We start from the raw sequence: 22,593 nt of genomic DNA, 5'->3' as shown, positions 1-22,593 counted from the left end.
GGCTTCAGCGCGGAGAACGTCGCTGCGGCCGCCCGGCGCCGGCGGAGGCCGCCGGCCGCAGCGGCGCGCCCGTGCGGGCCGCGAGGCCGTCGGCCGTCACCCCCGGGGCGGTCTCGACGACCGCGAGGCCGTCCGGGGTGATGTCGAAGACGCCCAGATCCGTGATGACGCGGTGCACGCAGGCGCGGCCGGTGAGCGGCAGCGAACACGTGTCGACGAGTTTCGGTGTGCCGTCCTTGGCCGTGTGCTCCATCACGACGATCACCCGGCGGGCGCCGTGCACCAGGTCCATGGCGCCCCCCATGCCCTTGATCATCCTGCCCGGGACGCTCCAGTTGGCCAGGTCGCCGCGGGCGGACACCTGGAGGGCGCCCAGGACGGCGGTGTCGATGTGTCCGCCCCGGATCATGGCGAAGGACAGCGCCGAGTCGAAGAACGAGGCGCCGGGCAGCACGGTCACCGTCTCCTTCCCGGCGTTGATCAGATCGGGGTCGACCTCCCGCTCGGCGGGGTAGGGGCCGGTGCCCAGGATGCCGTTCTCCGAGTGCAGGACCACTCGCACGTCCGGGGGCAGGTGGTCCGGGATCGTCGTCGGCAGCCCTATGCCCAGGTTGACGTACGAGCCGTCGGTCAGCTCCTCGGCGGCGCGGGCCGCCATCTGTTCGCGGGTCCAGCCCATCAGTCGCGCACCGTCCTCTTCTCGATCCTCTTGGCGCCGGCCTGCTCGGGGGTGAGGGCGACGACCCGCTGTACGAACACGCCCGGCAGATGGACCTCTTCGGGGGTGAGGGCACCCGGTTCGACCAGTTCTTCGACCTCCGCGACGGTGACGCGGCCGGCCATCGCGGCCAGGGGGTTGAAGTTGGCCGCGGCCCTGCGGAAGACCAGGTTCCCGTGCCGGTCGCCGCGCCACGCGCGGACCAGCGCGAAGTCGGTGGTGATGCCGTGCTCCAGGACGTGGATCCGCTCGCCGAACGTCCGGCTCTCCTTCCGCGGCGAGACGACGGCGACCGAGCCGTCCCGCGCGTACCGCCAGGGCAGACCGCCGTCCGCGACCTGCGTGCCGACACCGGCCGGGGTGTAGAACGCCGGGATGCCGGCGCCCCCGGCGCGCAGCCGTTCGGCGAGGGTGCCCTGGGGCACGAGTTCGACCTCCAGTTCGCCGGACAGGTACTGCCGGGCGAACTCCTTGTTCTCACCCACGTACGAGCCGGTGACCCGGGCGATCCGGCCGGCGTCGAGCAGCACTCCGAGCCCGGCGCCGTCGACACCGCAGTTGTTGGACACCACCGACAGCCCCGTGGTGCCCCGGGCGTACAGGGCGGCGATCAGGACGTCCGGCACCCCGCTCAGGCCGAAGCCGCCGACGGCCAGTGACGAGCCGTCGGTGATGTCGTGGACCGCCTCGGCGGCCGTGGCGCGGACCTTGTTCACGGACGGGACTCCTTCACCGGCAGGGCCCGGTCGCCGGGTGGGTCCGGCACGGGCACGCGGAACAGGCGCAGTTGCAGGGCGAGGGTGGCGTAGTAGCCGACGAGCGTGGACAGTTCGAAGAGGGCGGCTGCGCCCAGGGCCGCGTGCGCGGCCCTGTACCAGTCGTCGTCGAGCGGGTCGGACGGCGTGGCGAGGACCCGGGTGGCGGACCACGCGGCCCGCTCGTAGGGGTCGGTGAAGCCCGGGTCGCGACCCTCGCGCAGGGCGCGTACCTCGGTGTCGGTGAGCCCGGCGGCCCGGCCCGCCGGCTCGTGCGCGTGGCGCTCGAAGGCGCTGTCCCACACAGCGGCGACGACGAGGACGGCGGTCTCGCGGACCCTGGGCGGGAGGGCGGTGCGGTAGCGGATCGCCGCCCCGAGGGCCTGGAGGTCGCGGCCCAGCCCGGGGCTGAACAGCATCGCGTTGAAGGGGCCGTTGAGGCGCCCTTCGGGGTCGGTGAGGGCGAACGGCTGCGGGCCGTCGCCGCGCGGGCCGCCGGTGATCTCCTCGTACAGGGCCCGTTGGGCGGGGGAGAGGCGGGCGGGGTGCAGGAGGGGCAGCCGGCCGGGTGGGGTCGGGGACACGGTTCGCTCCGTACGCGCAGGTGTCGGCAGGGGGGCGGTGAGGTGGGTGCTCGGTCCGGGTGGCTTCACCGGTCCGCGGGGCCGGCGGCGGTGTCCCCGGGCGGGTCCACCGCCTCGCGGGCCAGTGCGGCGAGGTCCGCGTCGGTGAGCAGCCGGCCCTCCCGCGCCATGAGGTCGCGGGCCCGGTGCAGGACGGCGTCCACCTGGGCGGTGGTGATGTCGACACCGAGCGCGGCCAGTTTGTCCGCGAGCGTGTAGGGGCCGCTGTCGGGGGTGAAGGGGACGGTGCGCGCGTTGCCGACGAGGGCGGGCTCCAGGCAGTTGTGCAGCAGCGGGTCGACCGCGGTCTCCTGGGTGATGATGTCCATGCCGCCCCAGGAGAACGCGTGGGTACCGGTCACGGGGTGGTTCCAGGCGAGGTGGTAGCCCGTCAGCCGTTCGCCCGCGCGGGCGAGTTCGGTGAGCCGTTCGGTCCTGAGGCCGGTGCGCACGTCGTACAGGGCCTCGAAGGCGAGCGCGGTGGCGGCCAGATCGGCGTTGCCGGGGCCGCCGCAGTAGCCGTTGACCGACAGCTCGACGACATGTGCTCCGGCGCGGACGGCGGCCAGGGAGCAGGCGACCGCCAGCCCGAACGTGTTGTGCGGGTGCAGGCCGATGTCGACACCGGGGGCGAGTTCCCCGGTGCGGGCGACCAGATGGGCGTAGGCCTCGGGGCTCATGGCGCCCGGCCCGTCGAAGAGGGTGAGCTCGGTGGCGCCCGCGCCGGTCAGTGCGGTCACCGACTCCTCGAGGATCTCGTCGGTGAGGTAGGAGACCATCAGCATCGGGACGACGGCGTCCAGTCCGCGGGAACGGGCGTGCCGGATCAGGGGCACGGCGCGGGCGAGGACGTCCGCGCGGTCGCGGGGAGCGTCCTGGCCGCGCCGGTCCTCCCCCTGCCAGGCCTGCGCGTAGGCCGCCGGCTGGTAGATCCGGGAGGCCTCGCCGAGTCCCTGGACCCAGATCTGCACGGCGTCGTAGCCCGCGTCGGCGGCCCGGTCGACGTCCTCGGTGGTGCGCGGCAGCGGCAGCACCGTCCGGCAGTCGGGGTTCTCGCCCTTGACGACCTCGACCTCGGCGCGCAGCGCCTTGTCGTCCCGTCGGGCGAGGCCGGCGGTGACCACCTCGCGGACACCGGCCCCGACGAGCCGGCGCAGGTACGCCTCCTTCGCCTCGGTGGAGGCGACGACGCCCGGCAGGGTCTCCACCGACCGCAGGGTGGCGTCGCGCAGCCGCACCGACTCCGGCATCGGCCCGCGTACGTCGGGGCGGCGGGTCAGCGGGCTCACCGACCAGCGCCCCGGCTCGTACGCGCCCGGCGCGCGGCGGACGGCGAGTTCCGCGCGGAAGCGGGCGATCTCCTCGTCGGTGAAGACGGCCGGCTTGTCCATGGATCCCTCCGGAGAACGAACGTGCGACGACGGGTCTGGCGGAGTGCCATTCAAACACTGTCGCCCATCAGCTGTCGACACTAATGCGGAATTCTGCGAACGAGGTCCATGGCTGAGCTGCATTAACACGCCTCGGTGTTTACTTTCTGTCGACACTACGTGAGACTGTCGACAGTCGGGCGATCCCACGTCCCGTCCGGACCCCGCGCCCGACGCCCGACCTTCCCGCCTCACGCGCCGTGCGACCCCCGCGGGTGTCGACCACGCGCCTCCCGCCCCCACGCTCGGCCCGGACCCTCACCCCCCACCCGGACCCAGCCCGAACGAAGGAGACACCCGTGACCCAGGACGTGCCCCCCGCACGCCCCGGCCGTCTGGCCGGGCGCATTGCCGTCATCAGCGGCGCCGGCAGCGTCGGCCCCGGCTGGGGCAACGGCCGCGCCACCGCCGTCGTCTTCGCCCGCGAAGGCGCCACCGTGCACCTGACCGACCGGGACGAGGAGTCCCTGGCGGTCACCGCCGAGCAGATCCGGCAGGAGGGAGGCACCGCGCACACCCACCTGCTCGACGTCACCGAACCGGACGCCGTCGAGGCCTTCTTCACACGGACCGAGCGGCAGGCCGGTCGCATCGACATCCTCGTCAACAACGTCGGCGGCTCCCGGGCCGGCGGCGCGGCCGAACTGTCCCTGGAGGACTGGGACGGCCAGCTGCGCACCAACCTCACCAGCGCCTTCCTGGCCTGCAAGCACATCGTCCCGATCATGCGGCGCGGCGGTGGGGGAGCGATCGTCAACACCGCTTCGGCGTCCGGCCTGCGCTGGACCGGCGCCGCCCAGGTGGGCTACGCGACGGCCAAGGCCGCGGTCATCCAGCTGTCCCGCGTCACCGCCGTCCAGTACGCCCCCGACAACATCCGGGTGAACACCGTCGTCCCCGGGCAACTGCACACCCCCATGGTCGAGGCGCGCCTCGCCCACCAGCGCGCCGGCGGCGACGTGGACAAGCTCCTCGCCCAGCGGCAGGCCCGCATCCCGCTCGGCTTCATGGGCGACGGCCGGGACACCGCGTACGCGGCGCTCTTCCTGGCGTCCGAGGAGGCCCGCTTCGTCACCGGTACGGAGATCGTCGTCGACGGCGGAATGACGGCGCGCTGTGACTGAACCCGCCCTCCACACGGCCCGCTCGGCCCCCTCGCCGGGCTGCCCGCCCCCGCACCCGGCGCCCCGCAGACCCACGCTGGCGCTGCCGCCCGGCAGCTGCGACGCGCACTGCCACATCCTCGGCCCGGCCGCCGTCTTCCCGTACGCCCCGGAGCGCACCTTCACCCCGGTCGACGCCCCCAAGGAGCAGATCGCCGCCCTCCACGCCCACCTCGGCCTGACCCGGGCGGTGGTCGTCCAGTCGTCCTGCAACGGCTCCGACCACCGGACGCTCCTGGACGCCCTGACGGCCGGCCGGGGCCGGCTGCGCGGGGTCGCCCTGATCGGCGAGCGGACCACCCGGGCGGAGATCGAACGGCTCCACCGCGCCGGAGTCCGCGGCTTCCGCCTCAACTTCCTGCCGCACCTGCGCACCGCGCCCACCCGCCAGGAGATCGACTCCGTGCTGGAGCGCGTCGACGGCCTCGGCTGGGCCGTCGAACTCCACCTCACCGGCGCCGAGGTCGTCGCCCACGAGTCCCTGATCCGCTCCCTGCCCGGCCGTGTGATCGTCGACCATCTCGCCCGGGTCGACCTCGCGGACGGGCCGCGCAGCCCCGCCCTGCGCAGCCTGCGCTCCCTCCTCGACACCGGTGACGTCTGGCTCAAGGTGAGCGGCGTGGACCGGGTCTCCCGGCAGGGTCCGCCCTACACGGACGCCGTGGCGCTGGCCGCGTCGTTCGTGGCGCACGCGCCCGAGCGCGTGGTGTGGGGCACGGACTACCCGCACGTGAACATCGACGGCGCCGCCCCCGACGACGGACTGCTGGTGGACCTGCTGGCCGACATCGCCCCCGACCCCGTCCTGCTGCGCCGCCTCATGGTCGACAACCCGGCCGACCTCTTCGACTTCCCGCCCGTACCGCCCGGACCGCCCGGACCCTCTGAGTCCTCCGAATCCCCCGCACGTCCCGAGGAGCGCACATGACCCTCTTCGACGGTACGTTCCTCACCCGGGGCGCCCCCGGCTACGAGGACGCCCGGCTCGGCGCCGTCTGGAACGAGCGCAAGCCCGACCGGCACCCCGACGCCATCCTCCTCGCCGCCGGCGACCGCGACGTCCAGGAGGGCGTGCGCTGGGCCGCCGCCCGCGGCCTGCGGGTCTCCGTCCGCTCCGGAGGGCACAGCTGGATCGGCAACGGCGTGCGCGACGGCGGTCTGCTGATCGACCTCTCCGCCCTCGACGAGGTCGTCATCGACGCCCCCCGCCGCCGCGCCACCGTCCGGCCCGCCGTCCAGGGGTCCCGTTTCAACGCGCTGCTCGACGCCGAGGGCCTGGTCTTCCCCAGCGGCCACTGCCCGTCCGTCGGCGTGGGCGGCTTCCTGATCGGCGGCGGCTACGGCTGGAACAGCCGGAGCCTGGGACCGGCCTGCTTCAGCGTGGAGGCGGTCGACGCCGTCCTGGCCGACGGCACCCTGGTGCACGCCACCGACGAGACCCGTCCCGACCTCATGTGGGCGGTGCGCGGCTCCGGGCCCGGCTTCTTCGCCGTGGTGACCCGCTTCCACCTGCGGGTCTACCCGGCCTACGACCGCATCCTGCGCAGCGCGTACGTCTTCCCCTACGAACTGCGCGACGAGGTGCTGGCCTGGACCTACGAGACCGTGCCCGCGCTCTCGGACTCGCTGGAGCTGTCGGCGAAGGTCGCCTTCACCCCGGGGGTGCCGCGTCCCACCACGATGATCACCGCCGCCGCCTTCTGCACCCCCGGGCACGGGCCGGAGATGCTGGAGCCCCTGGAGAAGGCGCCCTTCCTGCACCACGCCCTGCGCAGGACCGAGCGGGCGCCCTCGACCCTGGACGACCTGTACGCCCTCTCCGACGCCCTGACCCCGCAGGGGAGGCGCTACGCCGTCGACGGGGTGTGGACGGGCGCGCCGGTGGACCGGGTGCTGGACGCCGGCCGCGACGTGCTGGACTCCCTGCCGGGCCGGGACAGCTTCCTGCTCTGGATGCTGTGGGGCGGCCAGGCCACCCGGGAGAACGCCTGCTGGTCCACCCAGGACCGGCTGTACTTCTCGCCGAACGCGGTGTGGGACGACCCCGCCGACGACCTGCGCCACGAGACCTGGGCGCACGGCGCGCTGCGGGCGATGGCCCCGGTCGCCCACGGCACCCAGTTCGCCGACGCCAACCCCGCCGACCGGCCCGCCCACGGGCTGGAGCCGGAACAGGCGGAGCGGCTGGAGCGGCTGCGGCGCCGGTACGACCCGCAGGGGCTGTTCCGCGCCTATCTGTCCCCCGAGGAGTCCACCACGGCCCTCGCCGCCCACCGGCGACTCAACACCCGGCCTAGTGTCGACAGAAAGGCCAAATAGGCGGCGTACAGCCCCTTGACCCTCAATTTGTGTCGACAGTACCGTTCCGAATGTCTGCACCACCCAAGGAGCCGCACTTGTCCAGGACGCCCGATCCCCATCCTGCCCCCTCCCCGCGCGGACCTGTCATCCGACGTGGTGATGCGAGCTATGAGACGGCCCGCCTCGACGCCGTGTGGAACGAGCGCAAACCGGACCGGTTCCCCGACGTCATCGTCCTCGCCGAGGACGAGCAGGACGTCGTCGCGGCCGTACGGCTCGCCAGGGCCGAAGGCCTGCGGGTCTCCGTCCGCTCCGGCGGGCACAGCTGGGTCGGCAACGGCGTGCGCGACGGCGGACTGCTCGTCGACCTCTCGCGCCTGCAAGAGATCACCGTCGACCCGCGCACCCGCACCGCCGCCGTCCAGCCCTCCGCCAAGGGACCCGCGATCCAGCGGGCCCTCGCCCCGTACGGCCTGTTCTTCCCGACCGGCCACGCCCCCACCGTGGGCATCGGAGGCTTCATCCTCGGCGGCGGCTACGGCTGGAACTCCCGGCACCTCGGGCCGGCCTGTCTGAGCATCCGCGCGATCGACGTGGTCCTCGCCGACGGCACCCTGGTCCACGCCACCGACGAGACCCACCCCGACCTGCTGTGGGCGGCCCGGGGCAGCGGCCCCGGGTTCTTCGGCGTCGTCACCCGCTTCCACCTCGCCCTGCACGACCGCCCGACCGAGATCAGGCGGACCGTGCACAGCTACCCCCTCGCCCTCCGCGACGAGGTGCTCGCCTGGTCCTACGACCTCCTGGAGCGGCTGCCCACCACCGTGGAGTTCTCCGCCAAGGCCGGCTTCACCCCCGGCCTCGGCGCCCCCGCCGTCTCCCTGACCGCCACCGCCTTCTGCACCCCCGAGCACGGCCCGGAGGCACTGGCCCCCCTGGAGGACGCACCCTTCCGCGACCGGGCCCTCAAGGCCGTGACGAGCGAGCCCACCACCATCGAGGAGCTGTACGACATCGCCGACCGGCTCAACCCCGAGGGGCTGCGCTGGGCCGTGGACGGTGTCTGGGCCGACGGCTCAGCCGACGAGATCCTCCGCGCCGCCCGTCCGGTACTGGACGGCACCCCGGACGGGACCAGCTTCGTGCTGTGGATGCTGTGGGGCCACTACCCGCCGCGCCCCGACGCCTGCTGGTCCGCCCAGGCCAAGGCCTACCTCTCGCCCAACGCCGGCTGGAGCGACCCGGCCGACGACCTGCGGCACGAGAACTGGGTGCACGGCTCCCTGGCCGCCGTCCAGCACCTGTCCAAAGGACTCCAGTTCTCCGACAACAACCTCGCCGACCGCCCCGACCTCGGCCTCAGCGCCGAGAACGCCGAGCGGCTGGAGAAGATCCGCGGCGTGTACGACCCCGACGGGATCTTCCGGACCTACATGACCCCGGCCGAGTCCACCACCGCCTTCGCGGCCGCCGCCCGCGCGTAGGGCCGTACGGACCCGTTCCGGCGCCCCCGCCCCGGCCGGCCCGAGCCGAACCCGCCCCGGCCGGCCCGAGCCGAACCCGCCCCGGACCGCCCCGCCCGTACCGGCCCCCACCCGCAGAGCCGCCCCCACCCCGCAGAGCCGCCCCCACCGTGCAGAGCCGTCACCGCCGGCGAAGCCACCACCCCGTGCAAAGGAGCACACCCCTCATGCCGAAGAGCACGCGAAGCCCGAGAAGCCCGTTCCGCCGCCTCGCCGTCGGCGTCGTGGCCCTCGCCGTCACCGCCCCGCTCGCCGCCTGCGGAGCGGAGGACGCCGCCACCTCCGCCGACAGCGGCGACGGCACCACGAAGATCACCGTGCTCCGCTCCAACGGCGCGCTGTTCGAGCCGCTGTACATCGCCGAGGAGCAGGGCTTCTTCAAGGACGCGGGCCTCGACGTCACCATCAAGGCGGGCGCCCAGGACACCTCGCAGAACGCCCCGTCCGTCCTCAACGGCGAGGCCCAGTTCGCGATGACCGACAGCTCCGGCTTCCTCAAGGGAGCCGCGAAGAACATGCCCATCCGCATCGCCACCGGCCTCGTCTCCGCCACCACCAAGACCGACCCCACCGACGGACTGCTGGTGAAGGAGGACAGTTCCATCACCAGCTTCTCCGACCTGGAGGGCAAGACCGTGGGCTTGTCCGCCCTGGGCGGCACCATCCAGTTCATCGTCGAGTACCTCGTCGAGAAGGACGGCGGCGACCCGGACAAGGTCAAGTTCGTCTCCCTGCCGACCACCTCCCTCACCGACGCCGCCACCACCGGCAAGACCGACGCCGTCTACTCCTTCGGCGCCTTCTACGCGGCCGGCAAGCAGGCGGGCCTGCGCTCGGTCGGCAACGGGATGAACGACCTCCCCGGCATCACCCAGGGCGTGCTCTTCGCCACCCAGGAGTACCTGTCGAAGAACACCGCCACGGCGCAGAAGTTCACCGCCGCCATCGCCAAGGCCATCACCTACGCCAACGCGCACCCCGACGCCGTCAAGGCCATCGACAAGCAGTACACGCAGCTGTCCGCCGACTACATCGAGAACTCCGAGATCTCCTACTACGACAAGAACATCAACACCACCGTGATGCGCACCGTCATCAACAAGATGCACGACTACGGACTGCTCAGCAGTGCCCCCAAGGACGACGCCATCTACTGGGACAAGGCTCCGACGGTCACGTCCGGCGGCTGACGACGGCAGAGGTAGACACCACCATGGCCACAACCACGACGGGCCGGCGTCCGGCCCCGGACCGGGAGCGCCCCGCGCGGCGCGCCGGCGCCGGGAGTCCGGGACGCCGGGTGCTCCCGATGCTCCAGCTGTCCGCGTTCCTGGCCGTCCTGGTCCTCTGGGCGGCGCTCGCGGCGGCCGGCCTGGTGAGCGCCACGGCGCTGCCCGGCCCGGCCGCGGTGTTCGGGCAGTTCCCCGGACTGCTCGGCAGCCCCGCCTACTGGCAGGCGGTGGGCGACACCCTGAACGGCGCGGTGACGGGCTTCGCCGCCGCCGCCGTCATCGGCGTCCCGCTGGGCCTGGTCACGGGGACCTACGCGGCCGCCGAGCAGTCGTCGCGGCTGCTCGTGGACGTCCTGCGGTCCTTCCCGGTGATCGCCCTGCTGCCGGTGTTCCTGCTGGTGCTGGGGTCGACACCGGCGATGAAGACCACGGTCGTCCTCCTCGCCTGCGTCTTCCCCGTGTTCCTCCAGGCCCAGTACGGCGCCCGGTCCGTGACCCCCATGATCGCGGAGACGATGGACGCCTACCGCGTCCCCCGGCACCTGCGATTCCGCAAGGTCATCCTGCCCAGCGCCACCCCGTCGGTGATGACCGGGCTGCGGCTGGCGGCGACCACCTCCGTGCTGGTGGCGATCGGCGTCGAGGTGCTCACCACGCTGCCGGGGATCGGCCACGAGGTCGTCCAGGCGCAGCAGGGCGGCGCGGCGGCCCGGGCGTACGCGTACATCATCACCGCGGGCGTGATCGGCTGGTCGATCACCCTGCTGTCCCAGTTCGCCGAACGGCGCCTGCTGCGCTGGCGCCCCCCGGCGCACACCGACTGAGGCGGGGAGGCTTCATGTCCACGCGTTCCTCGCGCGCTCTCGCGGCGTCCCTGCTCAAGCAGCTCTGGCTGCCCGTCCTGTGCGTCGCCGTCCTGCTGCTCGCCACGGCCGGCAACACCAGCTTCTACTTCCCGCCGGCCACCGACGTGCTCGCCACCCTGTGGCGGGAGCTGATGCACGGATCGCTCGTCGGCGACCTGCTGTTCTCCCTGCGCAACATCGCCCTCGGTCTGGCCGTCGCCACGGTCGTCGGCGTCGGCGCCGGACTCGTCATCGGCGAGGTCGAGGCGCTGCGGCAGGCGACCGGCCCCCTGCTGGACTTCGCGCGGGCCACCCCGACGGTGGCGTTCGTCCCCGTCATCATCCTGACCCTCGGCATCGGCTCGGGCCCGAAGGTCTTCCTGATCGCCCTCGGCTCGCTCTGGCCGATCCTGCTCAACACCGTCGGCGGGGTGCACGGCATCAACCCGGCCGTGCACGAGACCGCGCGCAGCTACCGCGTCCCGTGGCGGCTGCGGCTGCTGAAGGTGGTGCTGCCCGGCGCGCTGCCGCAGATCTTCGCCGGCGTCCGCGTCGCCCTGTCGATCGCCGTGGTCCTCATGGTGGTCAGCGAGATCTACGGGTCCCCGGTGGGCCTCGGCAACTTCATCCTGCAGAGCGGTTCGAGCTTCGCCGTCCCCGAGACCTGGGCCGGCACCGTGCTGATCGGCATCCTCGGCTACGGCCTGAGCGTGCTCCTCCTCGCGGCCGAGCACCTGCTGCTCGGCTGGTACCACCAGCGTCCGCCGCGCGCCCGGCGGACCACGTCCCGGAACGAGGTCACATCGTCATGCAGCGACACATGAGGGCGGGCGGATCCAGCCTGGTCGTGGAGGACGTCGGCAAGACGTTCGGCCACGGCGCGGACGAACACCGGGTGATCGAAGGCCTGTCGCTGCGGGTCGACCCCGGCGAGCTGGTCTGTATCGTCGGCCCGTCCGGCGCGGGCAAGACCACCCTGCTGCGCTGTCTGTCCGGCCTGATCCGGCCCACCTCCGGCACGATCCGCTACGGCGACGAACCGCTCACCCGGCCGCACGCCGACATCGCGGTCGTCTTCCAGGACTACCGCGGATCGCTGCTGCCGTGGATGCGGGTCCGGGACAACGTGGCCTTCCCCCTGGAGGGCACGGGGGTCAAGCGCGCCGTCCGCAACCGGCGGGCCGAGGAGTGCCTGGACGCCGTCGGCCTGGCGGGCGTCGGCGACAAGTACCCCTGGCAGCTGTCGGGCGGCATGCAGCAGCGCGTGGCCATCGCCCGCGGCCTCGCCTACGAGGCGCCCGTGCTGCTGATGGACGAGCCCTTCGGGTCGGTCGACGCCCAGTCCCGCTTCGACCTGGAGGACCTCACCCTCTCGCTCCGCGCCGACCTCGGCATCACCGTCATCGTCGTCACCCACGACATCGACGAGGCCGTCTACCTGGGCGACCGGGTGGTCGTCCTCGGCGGCCGGCCGACCACGGTCGTCGACAGCCTCGACGTCGGCCTCGGCACCGACCGGGACCAGATCACCACCCGTGCCGACCCCCGCTTCACCGACCTGCGGACCCGGGTGCTCACCAGGATCCGCGAGGCCCAGGCGCCCGCGGGACCGCCGGTACGGCACGACCGGGCGTCCGGGAAGGACGACGCACCGGCCGCCCTCGGCCCGGACGCGGGCCGGGAGAAGACGGGGCGGGCGGTGCGCTGAGCGATGACGCGCTTCGACCACGTGGGCATCTCGGTGCCCGACCTGGAGGCCGCCGCCTCCTGGTACCGCGCCGCCCTCGGCCTCACGGCCGCACCGGTGTTCGCCGTCCCGGGCACGGACCTGCGCGGGGTGATGCTCCTGCACCCCAGCGGCTGGCGCGTCGAACTGCTGCACCGCCCCTCGGCCCGGCCGGGGCCGGCGCCGGGCGACCCGCTGGAGGCGGCGGCCACGCACGGCTTCGGGCACATGTGCCTGTGCGTCGAGGACGTGGCCGCGGAGTTCGGCCGGCTCGTCGCGGCCGGCGCGGGGATCGGCATGACCCCGCGGCCGGCCCCGCGCCCGGGCGCCCTCATGGCCTTCGTCACCGACCCCTACGGCAACCTCATCGAACTGCTCGACCGCACCTGACCGACGGCACGCGCCGGAGGGCGGCCCCCACCACCGTGCGGGGCCGCCCTCCGGCGCGTGCCGTCATCGCGCGGGACGCGGCGTGTGCGGTCATGCGGACCGTGCGTAGGGCCACACGGACCGTGTGCGCAGTCACGCGGACGGTGTGCGCAGTCACGCGGACGGTGTGCGCAGTCACGCGGACTGTATATGCGGTCATGCGGACCGTATGTGCGGGCGCGCAGAACGACGCCCCCGCCCGGAGACCCGGGCGGGGGCGTCGCGGGCCCGGACCCTCACGCTCCGATCATGTTGTAGCCGCCGTCGGCGATGAGGAACCCGCCCGTGATGTGGTGCGCGTCCTCGGTGGCCAGGAACAGCGCCGCCCCGGCCAGCTCCTCCGGTCCCGGGATGCGCCCCATCGGAGTGGCCTTGCGCAACTGCTCCCCGCGCCCGCCCTTCCAGTCCTCGCGGCCCAGCGTCGCCGTCGTCTCGATGAACCCGGGAGCGAAGACGTTGACCCGGACGGCCGGGGCGAAGGCGTGGGCGTAGGACTTGGTCAGCCCGATGATCCCGTACTTCGCCGCCGCGTACTGAGGCGCCCGCGCGCTGCCGCGCGCCACCACGGTGGAGCCGATGTTGACGATCGACCCGCCCCCGTCCTGTTCCAGCATCCGCGCGCCGAACTCGTGGGTGCACAGCAGCGTGCCCTTCACGTCGACGGCGAGCACATGGTCGACGGACTCCTCGGTGAGGTCCCGCCAGGACATCTGCTCCCGGGCCACGTCACCGACGTTGTTGACCGCCACGTCGAGCCGGCCGAACGCGCTCCACACCTCGTCGGCCATCCGCCGGATCTGGGCGTGCTCGGCGATGTCGGCCTGGACGACCACGGCCTTGCGGCCCAGCGCGGTCACCCGCTCGGCGGTGGCCTCGGCGCCGGCGCGCGAACTGCGGTAGTGGACGGCGACATCGGCGCCCTCCTGGGCGGCCCGGACCGCGATCTCGGCACCGAAACCGGTGCCGGCACCGGTGACCAGCACGGTCTTTCCGGCGAAACGCTGGGGGTGGGGCATGACGACTCCTTCGAAGGGGGGAGGGGCGGGTCAGACGAGGGTCCGGCCACCGTCGGCGTACAGCACCTGGCCGGTGACGAAGGCGGCCTCCGGGGAGGCGAGGAACAGGGCGGGGCCCACCAGGTCGCCGGGCCGGCCGAGACGCCCGGCCGGCACCAGAGCCTCCATCGAGGCCCGCATACCGGGCTTGGCGAGGTACGCGCGGGTGAGGTCGGTCTCGGTGTAACCGGGGGCGACCGCGTTGACGGTGACGCCGTGCGGCGCCCACTCGCGGGCCATGACCCGCATCAGCTGGTTGACGCCGCCCTTGGTGGCGGCGTACGGCGCGTGGTCGCGGTGGGCGAGCAGGCCGGAGACGGAGGAGAGGTAGACGACGCGGCCGTAGCCGCCGGGCACCATGACCTCACCCACCGCCCGGCCCAGCCAGAACGCGCTGCTGAGGTTGATCGCGACGATCCGCTCCCACACCTCGTCGGGCGTCTCCAGCACGGGCCGGCGGTCGTTGGCGCCGACGGCGTGCACGAAGACGTCGAGCCCGCCGAGGTATCCCACGGCGTCCGCGACGGCGTCACGGCAGGCGCCGGCCGAGGTGAGGTCCGTGTTCAGGCCGCGGACCGTGCCGCCCGCCTTCTCCGTGCCGGTGCGGGCGAGTCCGGCCAGTCCCGCGGGATCGCGGTCGAGCACGACCACGTCCGCCCCCGCGTCCGCCAGGGCCTCGGTCACGGCGCTTCCGATCCCGCCGGCCCCGGCCACGAGCGCGCGGGCGCCGGTGAAGTTCCAGATCGTCTTCATGCCGGGGACCGTAATCGACAACCACGCAAGGTGTCCACACTTTGCCGCCCTCTTGACGTGCATATCGGAAAGATGCAGGCTGAGTGTCGACAGTTACGAGGAGGTCTGATGAAACTGGTGACGTTCGACGAAGGACTCGTGGGCCGTCTGGACGGTGACACGGTGGTCGAACTGGACGTGCCGTCGACGCGCGCGTTCTTCGAGTGCGACGGCCGGGTCCGGGAGACCGGGCGGACGTTCGCCCTGGCCGATGTCCGGCTACGCGCGCCGATCGTGCCCAAGAAGTTCTTCCACACGGCCGGCAACTTCCGTGAGCACCACGAGGACCTGGAACGCGTCGACTGGTCGCACCCGGTCAACAAGGGCATCGTGTTCTTCCAGAACGTCGACGCGATCATCGGCCCCGACGACCCCATCGTGTACCCGGCGAACCTCACCCGGGAGATGGACTACGAGCTCGAACTCGCCGTCGTCATCGGCAAGCCCGGCCGGTTCTTCTCCGCCGAGCAGGCCGCCGACCACATCGCCGGCTACCTGGTCTTCAACGACATCACCGCCCGCGACATCCAGCGCAAGGAGATGGAGTCCGGCGTCTTCTCCTTCTCCAAGGCCATCGACACCTTCTGCCCGATCGGCCCCTACATCGTCACCGCCGACGAGATCGGCGACCCGCACGACCTGGACATGGAACTGCGGGTCAACGGCGACGTCCGGCAGAAGTCGAACACCTCCCGCATGTCGGTGTCGATCCCGCAGCTGGTCGCCTACCACTCCCCGCAGACCTACAGCGCGGGCGACATCATCACCACCGGCACCGTCGCCGGCGTCGCGGCGAGCACCGAGGACCCCTTCGCGAACTACCTCAAGCCCGGCGACGTCGTCGAGGCCGAGATCGAGGGACTCGGCGTACTGCGCAACCGCGTCGTCTCCTGGCAGGACGCGCACGGCACGCCCGAGCCGCCCGCCGAGCAGTGGGTGTGAGGACATGAGGATCGCCAACCTCGCGGGCCGCCTGGCCCTGCTCACCGGTGACGGCGCCGTCGACGTGGCCGCCGGAGGCTTCGACGCCGACCCCGCCGCGCTCTTCGGCCAGTGGGACGCCCTGCGGCGCTGGTCCGCCGGGGTCGACCCGGCGACGGCCGTGCCGTACAAGGAGTCCGACCTGCGCGCACCCGTGCCCGAGCCGCGCCAGATCTTCGCGGTCGCCCTCAACTACCGCCCCCACACCGCCGAGGCGGGCTACGAGGAGCCGGCCGAGCCGCTGGTCTTCACCAAGTTCCCCAGCTGCCTCACCGGCCCGTACACCACCGTCGACCTGCCGCCCGGACACGTCGACTGGGAACTGGAGATGGTCGCCGTCATCGGCCGCGACGCCCACCGGGTCCCGGAGGAAGACGGCTGGGAGCCGGTGTCCGCGGTCACCGTCGGGCAGGACCTGTCCGAGCGGATCGTCCAGCTCGCCGGCCGCCCGGCCCAGTTCTCGCTGGGCAAGTCCTTCCCGGGCTTCGGCCCGGTGGGACCCGCCCTGGTGAGCGTCGACGAACTGGCCGACCGCGACGACCTGGAGCTCACCTGCGAGCTCAACGGCGAGGTCGTCCAGCACGACCGCACCTCGAACATGATCTTCCCGGTGCCGAGGCTGGTCGCCCACCTCAGCGCGATCTGTCCGCTGCGCCCCGGCGACCTGATCTTCACCGGCACCCCCGCGGGCGTCGGCAACCGCCGCACCCCGCAACGCTTCATAGGTCCCGGTGACACCCTCGTCAGCAGGATCGGGGGACTGGGCGAGATGCGGCACACCTTCAGGAGCGCACCATGAGCGACACGACCGTCTTCACCGACGTCCGGGTCTTCGACGGCACCGGGGGCGAACCGTTCGCCGCCGAGGTCCTCGTCGAGGGCAACCGCATCACCGCCGTCGCCCCCCGGATCCCCGCCGCCCGGTGGACCGGCGCCCGGATCGTCGACGGCGGTGGCGGCACCCTCATCCCCGGTCTGGTCGACTCCCACACCCACCTCGGCTTCGGCTCCACCGTCGAGCACCGCTCGCGCCGCCGGGACGAGCCCGACGAGGAGAAGGCCCTGCTGGTGGCCCACGCCGGCCGCGTCCTGCTCGACCACGGCTTCACCAGCGCCTACTCCGGCGGCAACCGGCTGCCGCGCACCGAGACGGCCGCCCGCAAGGCCTTCGCCGAGGGCTGGATGCCCGGACCGCGCTTCAAGGCCGCCTCCTGGGAGGGCACCGCGGGCATGCGCGAGCAGGGGGTCTACACCTTCCCCGGCGTCGACGGCCGGGCCTCCGACCCGGCGTCGGTGAGCCGGTTCGTCGGGGAGATGGCGGACCTGGGCGTCGACATCGTCAAGCTGTCGCTGTCCGGCGAGAGCGCGGTCGTGCAGGGCACCTCACGGATCGTGCAGTTCACCGACGAGGAGGTCGCCGCAGCCGCGGCCGTGGCCCGCGAGCGCGGTGTGTCACTGACCGCCCACGCGCACGCCGCCGAGTCGATCAAGATGGCGGTACGGCACGGCATCCGCGCCGTCTACCACTGCACCTTCGCCGACGAGGAAGCCCTCGACCTGCTGGAAGAGGCCCGCGACCGGCTGTTCGTCGCCCCGACCCCCGGCATCATCCACGCCAACCTGCACGAGGCCGACAGCGAGCCCGAGCCCGGCATGGAGGTCGAGGCCACCGAGAAGTCGGTGAAGCAGGTCGTCCCCGAACTCGTCCGGCGCGGCATCCGCGTCGTCCCCGGCGGGGACTACGGCTTCGCCTGGAACCCGGTCGGCCGCAACGCCCGCGACCTGGAACTCTTCGTCGACTGGTTCGGCTTCACCCCGGCCGAGGCACTGCGCGCCGCCACCGAGTACGGCGGCCAGGTGATGGGCATGGGCGACGAGCTGGGTCTGGTGAAGGAGGGGTACCTCGCCGACCTGGTCCTCGTCGACGGTGATCCGCTGGACGACATCCGCATCCTCCAGGACCGCGACCGGCTGACGGCGATCATGAAGGACGGCACGCTGCACAAGGCACCGGCGTGAGTGCCCCGGAAGCGGACGGAAGCCGGGACGCGGGCGGGGCGCGGACCCGGGTGCGCGGCGGCGGCGCGGCCGCCCCGCGGGTCCGCACCGCCACCGGACGGCTGGTGGGGGAGTGGGACGGACCGGTCGCCGTGTTCCGTGGCGTCCCCTTCGCCGCGCCCCCCGTCGGCGACCTGCGCTGGCGGCCACCCCGGCCCGCCGCACCCTGGGCGGGGGAACGGCGCGCGTACGACTTCGGGCCCGCCCCCCTGCAACCGCAGCCGCCGGCCGACTCGGTCATGTACCGGACCAACTTCGCCGACCGGCGGGCCCTGGTGATGAGTGAGGACTGCCTCTACCTCAACGTGTGGACACCCGACCCCGCACCGGGCACCGGGCTGCCCGTGATGGTCTGGATCCACGGCGGCGGCAACCGCTACGGACACGGCTCCCAGGACATCCACGACGGCCGCGCCCTGGCCGCCCGCGGCCTGGTCGTCGTCACCCTCAACCACCGGCTCGGCGCCCTCGGCTTCCTCGCCCACCCCGGACTGGCCGCCGAGGACGAGTCGGGCGCGTCCGGCAACTACGGGCTGCTCGACATCGTCGCCGCCCTGGCCTGGGTGCGCGAGAACATCGCGGCCTTCGGCGGCGACCCCGACCGGGTCACCCTCGCGGGCAACTCCGCGGGAGCCGCCCACATCTGCCACCTGATGGCCGCGCGGCAGGCCCGGCCGCTCTTCCGAGCCGCCATCGGACAGAGCGCCTCGGGCGTGGGCCGGGCCGAGGGGCCGCTGCCCGCCCAGGCCGACGCCCAGAAGCAGGGCCTGGCCTACGCGGACGGATTCGGCGGCCGGGACATCGGCGCACTGCGCCGCACCTCGGGTGTCGAGCTGATCGTGCGCGGTCACTTCGGGCCGGTCGTCGACGGCCGGATCCTGACCGAGCCGACCGACGACGTGTTCACCGCCGGCCGCCAGCACGCCGTTCCGCTGCTGGTCGGCACCAACCGGGACGAGGGCACCGTCTACGCCTCCCCCGACCAGGACGCCGAGGCCGTCGGCGACGCCCGGTTCGTGGGCCCCGTATGGCACTGGGCCCGCACCCACCGCACCACGTCCGGCTCGCCCACCTGGATGTACCGCTTCACCCGGCGGCCCCCGCTGCCGCCCGGCCTGCCCGACCTCGGCGTGTACCACACCGCCGAACTCCCCTACGTACTGGACAACCTGACGCAGCGCCCCGGCTGGCCCTGGCAGGACACCGACCGGCGGCTGGCGGCCGTCATGGCCGACACCTGGGCGCGTTTCGTCGCCTCGGGCGATCCGGGCGGCGCGGGACTGCCGCCCTGGCCGGAGTTCACCGGCCCCGGCGACACCCCCGCCATGGTCTTCGGCGACACCGTGCGCCAGGCCGTCCTGCGCGGGCCCGCCCGGCCCTCGTGACGTGCTGCACCCATCACCCCAGAAAGGAAGGACCCGTGGCACGACTCCCGGGTACCGACGGCGCCGGGGACATCGCGGCCCGCATCCGCGAGCGGCGCGGGGGCGACCTGCGCCCCCTGGACCGGATGCTGCTGCACAGCCCGCAGCTCGCGGACGGCTGGAACAGCCTGCTCGGCGCCATCCGGCAGCGCATCGAGCTGCCCGCCGACATCCGCGAGCTGGTGATCCTCAGGATCGCCGTGCTCAACCGGGCCGACTACGAGTGGGCCGCCCACGAGGCGGACGCCCGCGCCGCCGGGCTCGGCGACCGGCAGTTCGACGCGATCCGCGGCACGGACGCGGGCAGCCACCCGGCCCTCGACGAGCGGCAGCGCCGGGTCATCGCGTACACCGACGCCATGACCCGGGACGTCCACGTCCCCACCGCCGTCTTCGACGCGGTACGCGATGACTTCACCACCCCGGAACTCGTCGAACTGACCGCCACGGTGGCCGCGTACAGCATGGTGTCCCGCTTCCTGGTCGCCCTCGACGTGGAGCTGCCGGCGACGGCCGGGGGCCGGTGAGCGGACCGGCCCCCGGGCCCGCTGGACCCCACGTCTGCGGCGTGGTCCGAACGACAGGCCCTACGCGCCGCAGTGGCCCTTGAACACGTCCAGCTGGCCGGCGGTGCTGTTCGCCACCACGATGTCCGGCACGCGGTTGCCGTCCAGGTCGGCCGCGGCGGCGTCGTACGCGCCCGGCGCCACGAGCTCGGCCGACTCGCTGACGGTGCCGTCGGCCGAGCCCTGGAAGAGGGTGACGGAGTTGCCCTTCAGCGAGGACACCATGATGTCCGTGATGCCGTCGCGGTCGAGGTCCGCGGAGCCGACCGCGACGGGCAGGGCGGGCGTGGTGTAGGCGGTGGCGTCCTGGAAGGTGCCGTCGCCGTTGCCGAGCAGGACGTCCAGGGTGTCGGTGTCGTTGCTGACGGTGGCCAGGTCGATGGCGCCGTCGCCGTCGAAGTCGCCCTGGGCGAGGGAGTAGAGGCGGGCGGCGGCCGGGTAGGTGACCGCGGTGGCGAGCCCTCCGTCGCCGTCGCCGAGCAGCACGCTCACCCCGGAGCTGCCGGCGCTCGCGGTGGCCACGTCCGCCGCGCCGTCGCCGTCGAAGTCGGCGACGACGACCCCGTGCGGCGAGCTGACGGACGCCACGTCGCCCTCGTCGTCGAAGGTGCCGTCGCCCTTGCCCAGCAGCACGCGCACGGCGTTCGGTCCCTGTTCGCCGACGACGAGATCGGCGTGGCCGTCGCCGTCGAGGTCTCCGGTGGCCAGCGCCCGCGGTGCCCTGCCGACGTCCAGGGACGTGGCCGCGGCGAACGTGCCGTCGCCGTTGTTCAGCAGGATGCTGACCTGGGCGCCGCCGAAGTCGGTGACGGCCAGGTCGGGACGGCGGTCGCCGTCGAAGTCGGCGACCACCGTCTGGTACGGGTGGGAGCCGACCGCGTAGGTGCTGCCCGGGGCGAACGTGCCGCCGCCCCGGCCGAGCAGCACCGTCACCGAGTCGCCTTCGAGGTTGGCGGCCACGACGTCCTGGCGGCCGTCGCCGTCGAGGTCGGCGAAGACCACGTGCCGGGGGTTGGTGGAGGTCGTCGCGGAGGTACCGAGCTGCGTGTACGCCACCGTGCCCGTGCAGCGGGAGGCGTGGACGGATCGGCCGTCGTGCGCGGCGGCGACGCCGGTGGAGGCCACCGCCAGGGTCATCCCGGCGGCTGCGGCCACGGCGACGCGGTACCTGCGGTCGTGCTTCATACGGTTCCCTCCCGGGGCGGACTGTGGTCGTGTTCACCGCGAGAGCATGCCTCATCCTCCGCAATCTGTCGACAGTTTGGCCTTTTCGGGGCTGTAAAAGGCTTGACCTGGCGATACTGTCGACACTAGGAAGGTGGGGCAGGGGCCGATCGCATCAGGCGGTGCCCGGCACCCGGCACACCGGACCAAGCGCTCCCAGGAGGACACCGTGACGACCGAAACCCAGCCCGCCCCGGCGCCCGGCACCGGCCGGCTCTCCGGCAAGGTCGCCCTCGTCACCGGCGCCGGCGCCGGAATCGGCCAGGGCTGCGCGCTGCTCTTCGCCGAGCAGGGCGCGACCGTCGTCGGCTGTGACATCGATCCGGCCGCCGCCGAGCGCACCCGCAAGCTGGCCGCCGACCGCGGTCTCGCCGTCGACGTGCTCGCGCCGCTGGACATGACCGACCCCGCCGACGCCCGGCGCTTCGCCGACGAGGCGTTCGAACGGCACGGTCGGATCGACGCGCTGGTCACCGCGGGCGCCATCGCCCCGCACATGGCCACCGCCGCGGAGATGGACTTCGACGCGCAGTGGACCCCGACCATGCGGGGCGAGGTGGACGTGGTCTTCCTGCCCGTGCAGGCCGCCTGGCCGCACATGGAGGCGTCCGGCGGCGGCTCGATCGTCAACTTCGCCTCGGTCAACGCCTTCCGCGGCAGCGGCACCTTCGGCATGGTCGCGCACTGCGCGGGCAAGGCCGCCGTGCTCGGACTGACCCGTCAGCTCGCCGTGGAGGGCGGGCCGCTGGGGATCCGGGCGAACACCATCTCGCCCGGGATGGTCCGCACCCCCGCCACGGAGTCGGCGGGCGCCCACGAGGGTCCCGCCCGCGAAGCACTGCTCGCCCGTATTCCGCTCGGCCGGGTCGGCCGGCCCGAGGACATCGGCTGGTGCGCGGTCTACCTCGTCTCCGACGAGTCGACGTGGGTGACCGGCGGCAACTTCCCCGTGGACGGCGGAGTGCTCGCCAAGTAGGCGCGCGGCCGGGCCCGTTCAGGCGGTGGGCCGCCGCCTGCGCGCGGGTTTGCGGCTGCCCGCGGCATCCTGCTCGATCTGCTCCTCCACGGCACGCAGGGCACGCACGGTCGCACCGGCGATCAGCGCGGAGGCGAGCTCCCCGTCGCGTTCCTCGCAGGCCTGGATCAGCCGCTCCTGGTCGTCCACGCTGTAGGCCAGCCGGCCGGGACGGGTCAGGCTCAGGTGGCGCAGCATCAGGGTCCGCAGGGCCAGCGAGTCCAGGATCTGTTTGAGCGTGGCGTTCTGGACGATCTCCGTCATCCGCTCCTGGAGCTGCACATGGCTCCAGAAGTACGCGTCCACGTCACCGGCGTCCGCGAGCCGCCGCATCGTCTCGACCCAGGTGCGCAGCTCGGCCAGCTCGTCGTCGGTGGCCCGCTCGACCAGCAGGCCCGCCAGCATCGACAGCAGGTGCCGGCGCACCGCGTAGATGTCGCGGATGTCGGTGAGGGAGGGGGCGGCGACCCGGGGGCGGCGCCGCGCCTTCATCTCGACCAGGCCCTCCTGCTCCAGGAGCATCAGCGCCTCGCGCACGGGGGTGCGGCTGGTGTCGAACCGGCGGGACAGCTCGACGCTGTTGAGGTCCTGCCCCGGCTCCAGCCGCCCCTCGATGATGCCGGCCCCGACCCACTCGGCGATCTGCGCCACCAGCGGCTCGCGGCGGTCCCGCAGCCGCAGCAGCCGCTCCAGCACCACGTGCGTGTCCTGATCCGACATGCGCCGCGTCCCC

23 protein-coding genes are annotated in these 22,593 nt (G+C 73.2%); 15 read left to right on the top strand and 8 right to left on the bottom strand.

What is annotated here, in order from left to right:
- Window positions 1-4: 4 nt before the first annotated feature.
- The 4 genes from ACIP67_RS24390 to ACIP67_RS24375 all read right to left on the bottom strand — a co-directional run bounded on the left by ACIP67_RS24390 (window position 5) and on the right by ACIP67_RS24375 (window position 3,487).
- On the bottom strand, window positions 5-679 hold the full coding sequence (locus ACIP67_RS24390; protein WP_401694538.1) for a CoA transferase subunit B: 675 nt from the start codon (window positions 677-679) through the stop codon (window positions 5-7).
- Window positions 679-1,434, bottom strand: coding sequence for a CoA transferase subunit A (locus ACIP67_RS24385; protein WP_401694536.1), 756 nt, complete (start codon window positions 1,432-1,434; stop codon window positions 679-681). Before ACIP67_RS24385 ends, ACIP67_RS24390 begins: the two co-directional genes overlap by 1 nt.
- Window positions 1,431-2,057: a carboxymuconolactone decarboxylase family protein gene (locus tag ACIP67_RS24380; protein ID WP_401694535.1), complete on the bottom strand. Its 627-nt coding sequence runs from the start codon at window positions 2,055-2,057 to the stop codon at window positions 1,431-1,433. The genes ACIP67_RS24385 and ACIP67_RS24380 overlap by 4 nt, the downstream gene beginning before the upstream one ends.
- A 65-nt stretch (window positions 2,058-2,122) precedes the next feature.
- A complete protein-coding gene (locus ACIP67_RS24375) occupies window positions 2,123-3,487 on the bottom strand; it encodes a hypothetical protein (RefSeq protein WP_401694534.1) in 1,365 nt (454 codons plus the stop codon).
- A gap of 338 nt (window positions 3,488-3,825) precedes the next feature.
- On the opposite strand from ACIP67_RS24375, the gene ACIP67_RS24370 reads away from it, so the two are divergent.
- The 9 genes from ACIP67_RS24370 (at window position 3,826) to ACIP67_RS24330 (ending at window position 12,706) form a co-directional block, all read left to right on the top strand.
- Window positions 3,826-4,650 carry an SDR family NAD(P)-dependent oxidoreductase gene (locus ACIP67_RS24370; RefSeq protein ID WP_401694532.1) on the top strand — a complete coding sequence of 275 codons (825 nt, stop codon included), beginning with the start codon at window positions 3,826-3,828 and terminating at the stop codon, window positions 4,648-4,650.
- Window positions 4,643-5,617, top strand: coding sequence for an amidohydrolase family protein (locus ACIP67_RS24365; RefSeq protein ID WP_401694530.1), 975 nt, complete (start codon window positions 4,643-4,645; stop codon window positions 5,615-5,617). Before ACIP67_RS24370 ends, ACIP67_RS24365 begins: the two co-directional genes overlap by 8 nt.
- Window positions 5,614-7,008: an FAD-binding oxidoreductase gene (locus ACIP67_RS24360; RefSeq protein ID WP_401694529.1), complete on the top strand. Its 1,395-nt coding sequence runs from the start codon at window positions 5,614-5,616 to the stop codon at window positions 7,006-7,008. The genes ACIP67_RS24365 and ACIP67_RS24360 overlap by 4 nt, the downstream gene beginning before the upstream one ends.
- A gap of 77 nt (window positions 7,009-7,085) precedes the next feature.
- On the top strand, window positions 7,086-8,474 hold the full coding sequence (locus ACIP67_RS24355) for an FAD-binding oxidoreductase (protein ID WP_401694528.1): 1,389 nt from the start codon (window positions 7,086-7,088) through the stop codon (window positions 8,472-8,474).
- Between the two features lie 206 nt (window positions 8,475-8,680).
- Window positions 8,681-9,703 carry an ABC transporter substrate-binding protein gene (locus tag ACIP67_RS24350; RefSeq protein ID WP_401694526.1) on the top strand — a complete coding sequence of 341 codons (1,023 nt, stop codon included), beginning with the start codon at window positions 8,681-8,683 and terminating at the stop codon, window positions 9,701-9,703.
- Window positions 9,704-9,726: 23 nt separating this feature from the next.
- The gene (locus ACIP67_RS24345) at window positions 9,727-10,569 is read left to right on the top strand and encodes an ABC transporter permease (protein WP_401694523.1); all 843 of its coding nucleotides are present in this window, start codon (window positions 9,727-9,729) and stop codon (window positions 10,567-10,569) included.
- 14 nt (window positions 10,570-10,583) lie between these two features.
- Window positions 10,584-11,414, top strand: a complete 831-nt coding sequence (locus ACIP67_RS24340; RefSeq protein ID WP_401694522.1) for an ABC transporter permease — start codon at window positions 10,584-10,586, stop codon at window positions 11,412-11,414.
- Window positions 11,399-12,298, top strand: coding sequence for an ABC transporter ATP-binding protein (locus tag ACIP67_RS24335; protein ID WP_401694520.1), 900 nt, complete (start codon window positions 11,399-11,401; stop codon window positions 12,296-12,298). Before ACIP67_RS24340 ends, ACIP67_RS24335 begins: the two co-directional genes overlap by 16 nt.
- Before the next feature lie 3 nt (window positions 12,299-12,301).
- Window positions 12,302-12,706, top strand: a complete 405-nt coding sequence (locus ACIP67_RS24330; protein WP_401694519.1) for a VOC family protein — start codon at window positions 12,302-12,304, stop codon at window positions 12,704-12,706.
- Between the two features lie 275 nt (window positions 12,707-12,981).
- Here the strand turns inward: ACIP67_RS24330 and ACIP67_RS24325 are convergent, their stop codons facing one another.
- Together ACIP67_RS24325 and ACIP67_RS24320 are read right to left on the bottom strand one after the other, a co-directional pair.
- Window positions 12,982-13,761 (bottom strand): SDR family NAD(P)-dependent oxidoreductase, encoded by a 780-nt coding sequence (locus ACIP67_RS24325; RefSeq protein ID WP_401694518.1) that lies wholly within the window; start codon window positions 13,759-13,761, stop codon window positions 12,982-12,984.
- A 30-nt stretch (window positions 13,762-13,791) separates the two neighbouring features.
- Window positions 13,792-14,553 carry an SDR family NAD(P)-dependent oxidoreductase gene (locus tag ACIP67_RS24320; RefSeq protein WP_401694517.1) on the bottom strand — a complete coding sequence of 254 codons (762 nt, stop codon included), beginning with the start codon at window positions 14,551-14,553 and terminating at the stop codon, window positions 13,792-13,794.
- A gap of 108 nt (window positions 14,554-14,661) precedes the next feature.
- Here ACIP67_RS24320 and ACIP67_RS24315 point away from each other — a divergent pair, with 108 nt between their 5' ends.
- From ACIP67_RS24315 to ACIP67_RS24295, 5 genes are read left to right on the top strand one after another with little or no spacing between them, the layout of a single operon-like run.
- Window positions 14,662-15,534, top strand: coding sequence for a fumarylacetoacetate hydrolase family protein (locus tag ACIP67_RS24315; protein ID WP_401694516.1), 873 nt, complete (start codon window positions 14,662-14,664; stop codon window positions 15,532-15,534).
- A gap of 4 nt (window positions 15,535-15,538) precedes the next feature.
- Window positions 15,539-16,372 (top strand): fumarylacetoacetate hydrolase family protein, encoded by an 834-nt coding sequence (locus ACIP67_RS24310; RefSeq protein WP_401694515.1) that lies wholly within the window; start codon window positions 15,539-15,541, stop codon window positions 16,370-16,372.
- A complete protein-coding gene (locus ACIP67_RS24305; protein ID WP_401694514.1) occupies window positions 16,369-17,592 on the top strand; it encodes an amidohydrolase family protein in 1,224 nt (407 codons plus the stop codon). Before ACIP67_RS24310 ends, ACIP67_RS24305 begins: the two co-directional genes overlap by 4 nt.
- Window positions 17,589-19,016: a carboxylesterase/lipase family protein gene (locus ACIP67_RS24300; protein ID WP_401694513.1), complete on the top strand. Its 1,428-nt coding sequence runs from the start codon at window positions 17,589-17,591 to the stop codon at window positions 19,014-19,016. Before ACIP67_RS24305 ends, ACIP67_RS24300 begins: the two co-directional genes overlap by 4 nt.
- Before the next feature lie 35 nt (window positions 19,017-19,051).
- A complete protein-coding gene (locus ACIP67_RS24295) occupies window positions 19,052-19,582 on the top strand; it encodes a carboxymuconolactone decarboxylase family protein (protein WP_401694512.1) in 531 nt (176 codons plus the stop codon).
- A gap of 60 nt (window positions 19,583-19,642) precedes the next feature.
- Here the strand turns inward: ACIP67_RS24295 and ACIP67_RS24290 are convergent, their stop codons facing one another.
- Window positions 19,643-20,806, bottom strand: a complete 1,164-nt coding sequence (locus tag ACIP67_RS24290; protein WP_401694511.1) for an FG-GAP repeat domain-containing protein — start codon at window positions 20,804-20,806, stop codon at window positions 19,643-19,645.
- 208 nt (window positions 20,807-21,014) lie between these two features.
- On the opposite strand from ACIP67_RS24290, the gene ACIP67_RS24285 reads away from it, so the two are divergent.
- The gene (locus ACIP67_RS24285) at window positions 21,015-21,821 is read left to right on the top strand and encodes an SDR family NAD(P)-dependent oxidoreductase (RefSeq protein WP_401694509.1); all 807 of its coding nucleotides are present in this window, start codon (window positions 21,015-21,017) and stop codon (window positions 21,819-21,821) included.
- Between the two features lie 18 nt (window positions 21,822-21,839).
- Here the strand turns inward: ACIP67_RS24285 and ACIP67_RS24280 are convergent, their stop codons facing one another.
- Complete coding sequence (locus tag ACIP67_RS24280) at window positions 21,840-22,580, bottom strand: GntR family transcriptional regulator (RefSeq protein WP_401694507.1); 741 nt, start codon at window positions 22,578-22,580, stop codon at window positions 21,840-21,842.
- Window positions 22,581-22,593 lie beyond the last annotated feature (13 nt).

It is taken from the genome of Streptomyces sp. NPDC088812, from assembly GCF_044750285.1.
In the GTDB taxonomy this organism is placed as follows: domain Bacteria; phylum Actinomycetota; class Actinomycetes; order Streptomycetales; family Streptomycetaceae; genus Streptomyces.
Note: the sequence above shows the minus strand (reverse complement) of the source record. Positions and strands in the feature narration are given on the sequence as shown.

What these genes read in the sequence shown, in the direction of transcription:
- ACIP67_RS24390 (WP_401694538.1), bottom strand. Translation starts at nt 679, where the DNA reads ATGGGCTGGACCCGCGAACAGATGGCGGCCCGCGCCGCCGAGGAGCTG.
- ACIP67_RS24375 (WP_401694534.1), bottom strand. Translation starts at nt 3,487, where the DNA reads ATGGACAAGCCGGCCGTCTTCACCGACGAGGAGATCGCCCGCTTCCGC.
- ACIP67_RS24360 (WP_401694529.1), top strand. Translation starts at nt 5,614, where the DNA reads ATGACCCTCTTCGACGGTACGTTCCTCACCCGGGGCGCCCCCGGCTAC.
- ACIP67_RS24350 (WP_401694526.1), top strand. Translation starts at nt 8,681, where the DNA reads ATGCCGAAGAGCACGCGAAGCCCGAGAAGCCCGTTCCGCCGCCTCGCC.
- ACIP67_RS24345 (WP_401694523.1), top strand. Translation starts at nt 9,727, where the DNA reads ATGGCCACAACCACGACGGGCCGGCGTCCGGCCCCGGACCGGGAGCGC.
- ACIP67_RS24340 (WP_401694522.1), top strand. Translation starts at nt 10,584, where the DNA reads ATGTCCACGCGTTCCTCGCGCGCTCTCGCGGCGTCCCTGCTCAAGCAG.
- ACIP67_RS24335 (WP_401694520.1), top strand. Translation starts at nt 11,399, where the DNA reads ATGCAGCGACACATGAGGGCGGGCGGATCCAGCCTGGTCGTGGAGGAC.
- ACIP67_RS24330 (WP_401694519.1), top strand. Translation starts at nt 12,302, where the DNA reads ATGACGCGCTTCGACCACGTGGGCATCTCGGTGCCCGACCTGGAGGCC.
- ACIP67_RS24325 (WP_401694518.1), bottom strand. Translation starts at nt 13,761, where the DNA reads ATGCCCCACCCCCAGCGTTTCGCCGGAAAGACCGTGCTGGTCACCGGT.
- ACIP67_RS24320 (WP_401694517.1), bottom strand. Translation starts at nt 14,553, where the DNA reads ATGAAGACGATCTGGAACTTCACCGGCGCCCGCGCGCTCGTGGCCGGG.
- ACIP67_RS24315 (WP_401694516.1), top strand. Translation starts at nt 14,662, where the DNA reads ATGAAACTGGTGACGTTCGACGAAGGACTCGTGGGCCGTCTGGACGGT.
- ACIP67_RS24310 (WP_401694515.1), top strand. Translation starts at nt 15,539, where the DNA reads ATGAGGATCGCCAACCTCGCGGGCCGCCTGGCCCTGCTCACCGGTGAC.
- ACIP67_RS24305 (WP_401694514.1), top strand. Translation starts at nt 16,369, where the DNA reads ATGAGCGACACGACCGTCTTCACCGACGTCCGGGTCTTCGACGGCACC.
- ACIP67_RS24290 (WP_401694511.1), bottom strand. Translation starts at nt 20,806, where the DNA reads ATGAAGCACGACCGCAGGTACCGCGTCGCCGTGGCCGCAGCCGCCGGG.
- ACIP67_RS24280 (WP_401694507.1), bottom strand. Translation starts at nt 22,580, where the DNA reads ATGTCGGATCAGGACACGCACGTGGTGCTGGAGCGGCTGCTGCGGCTG.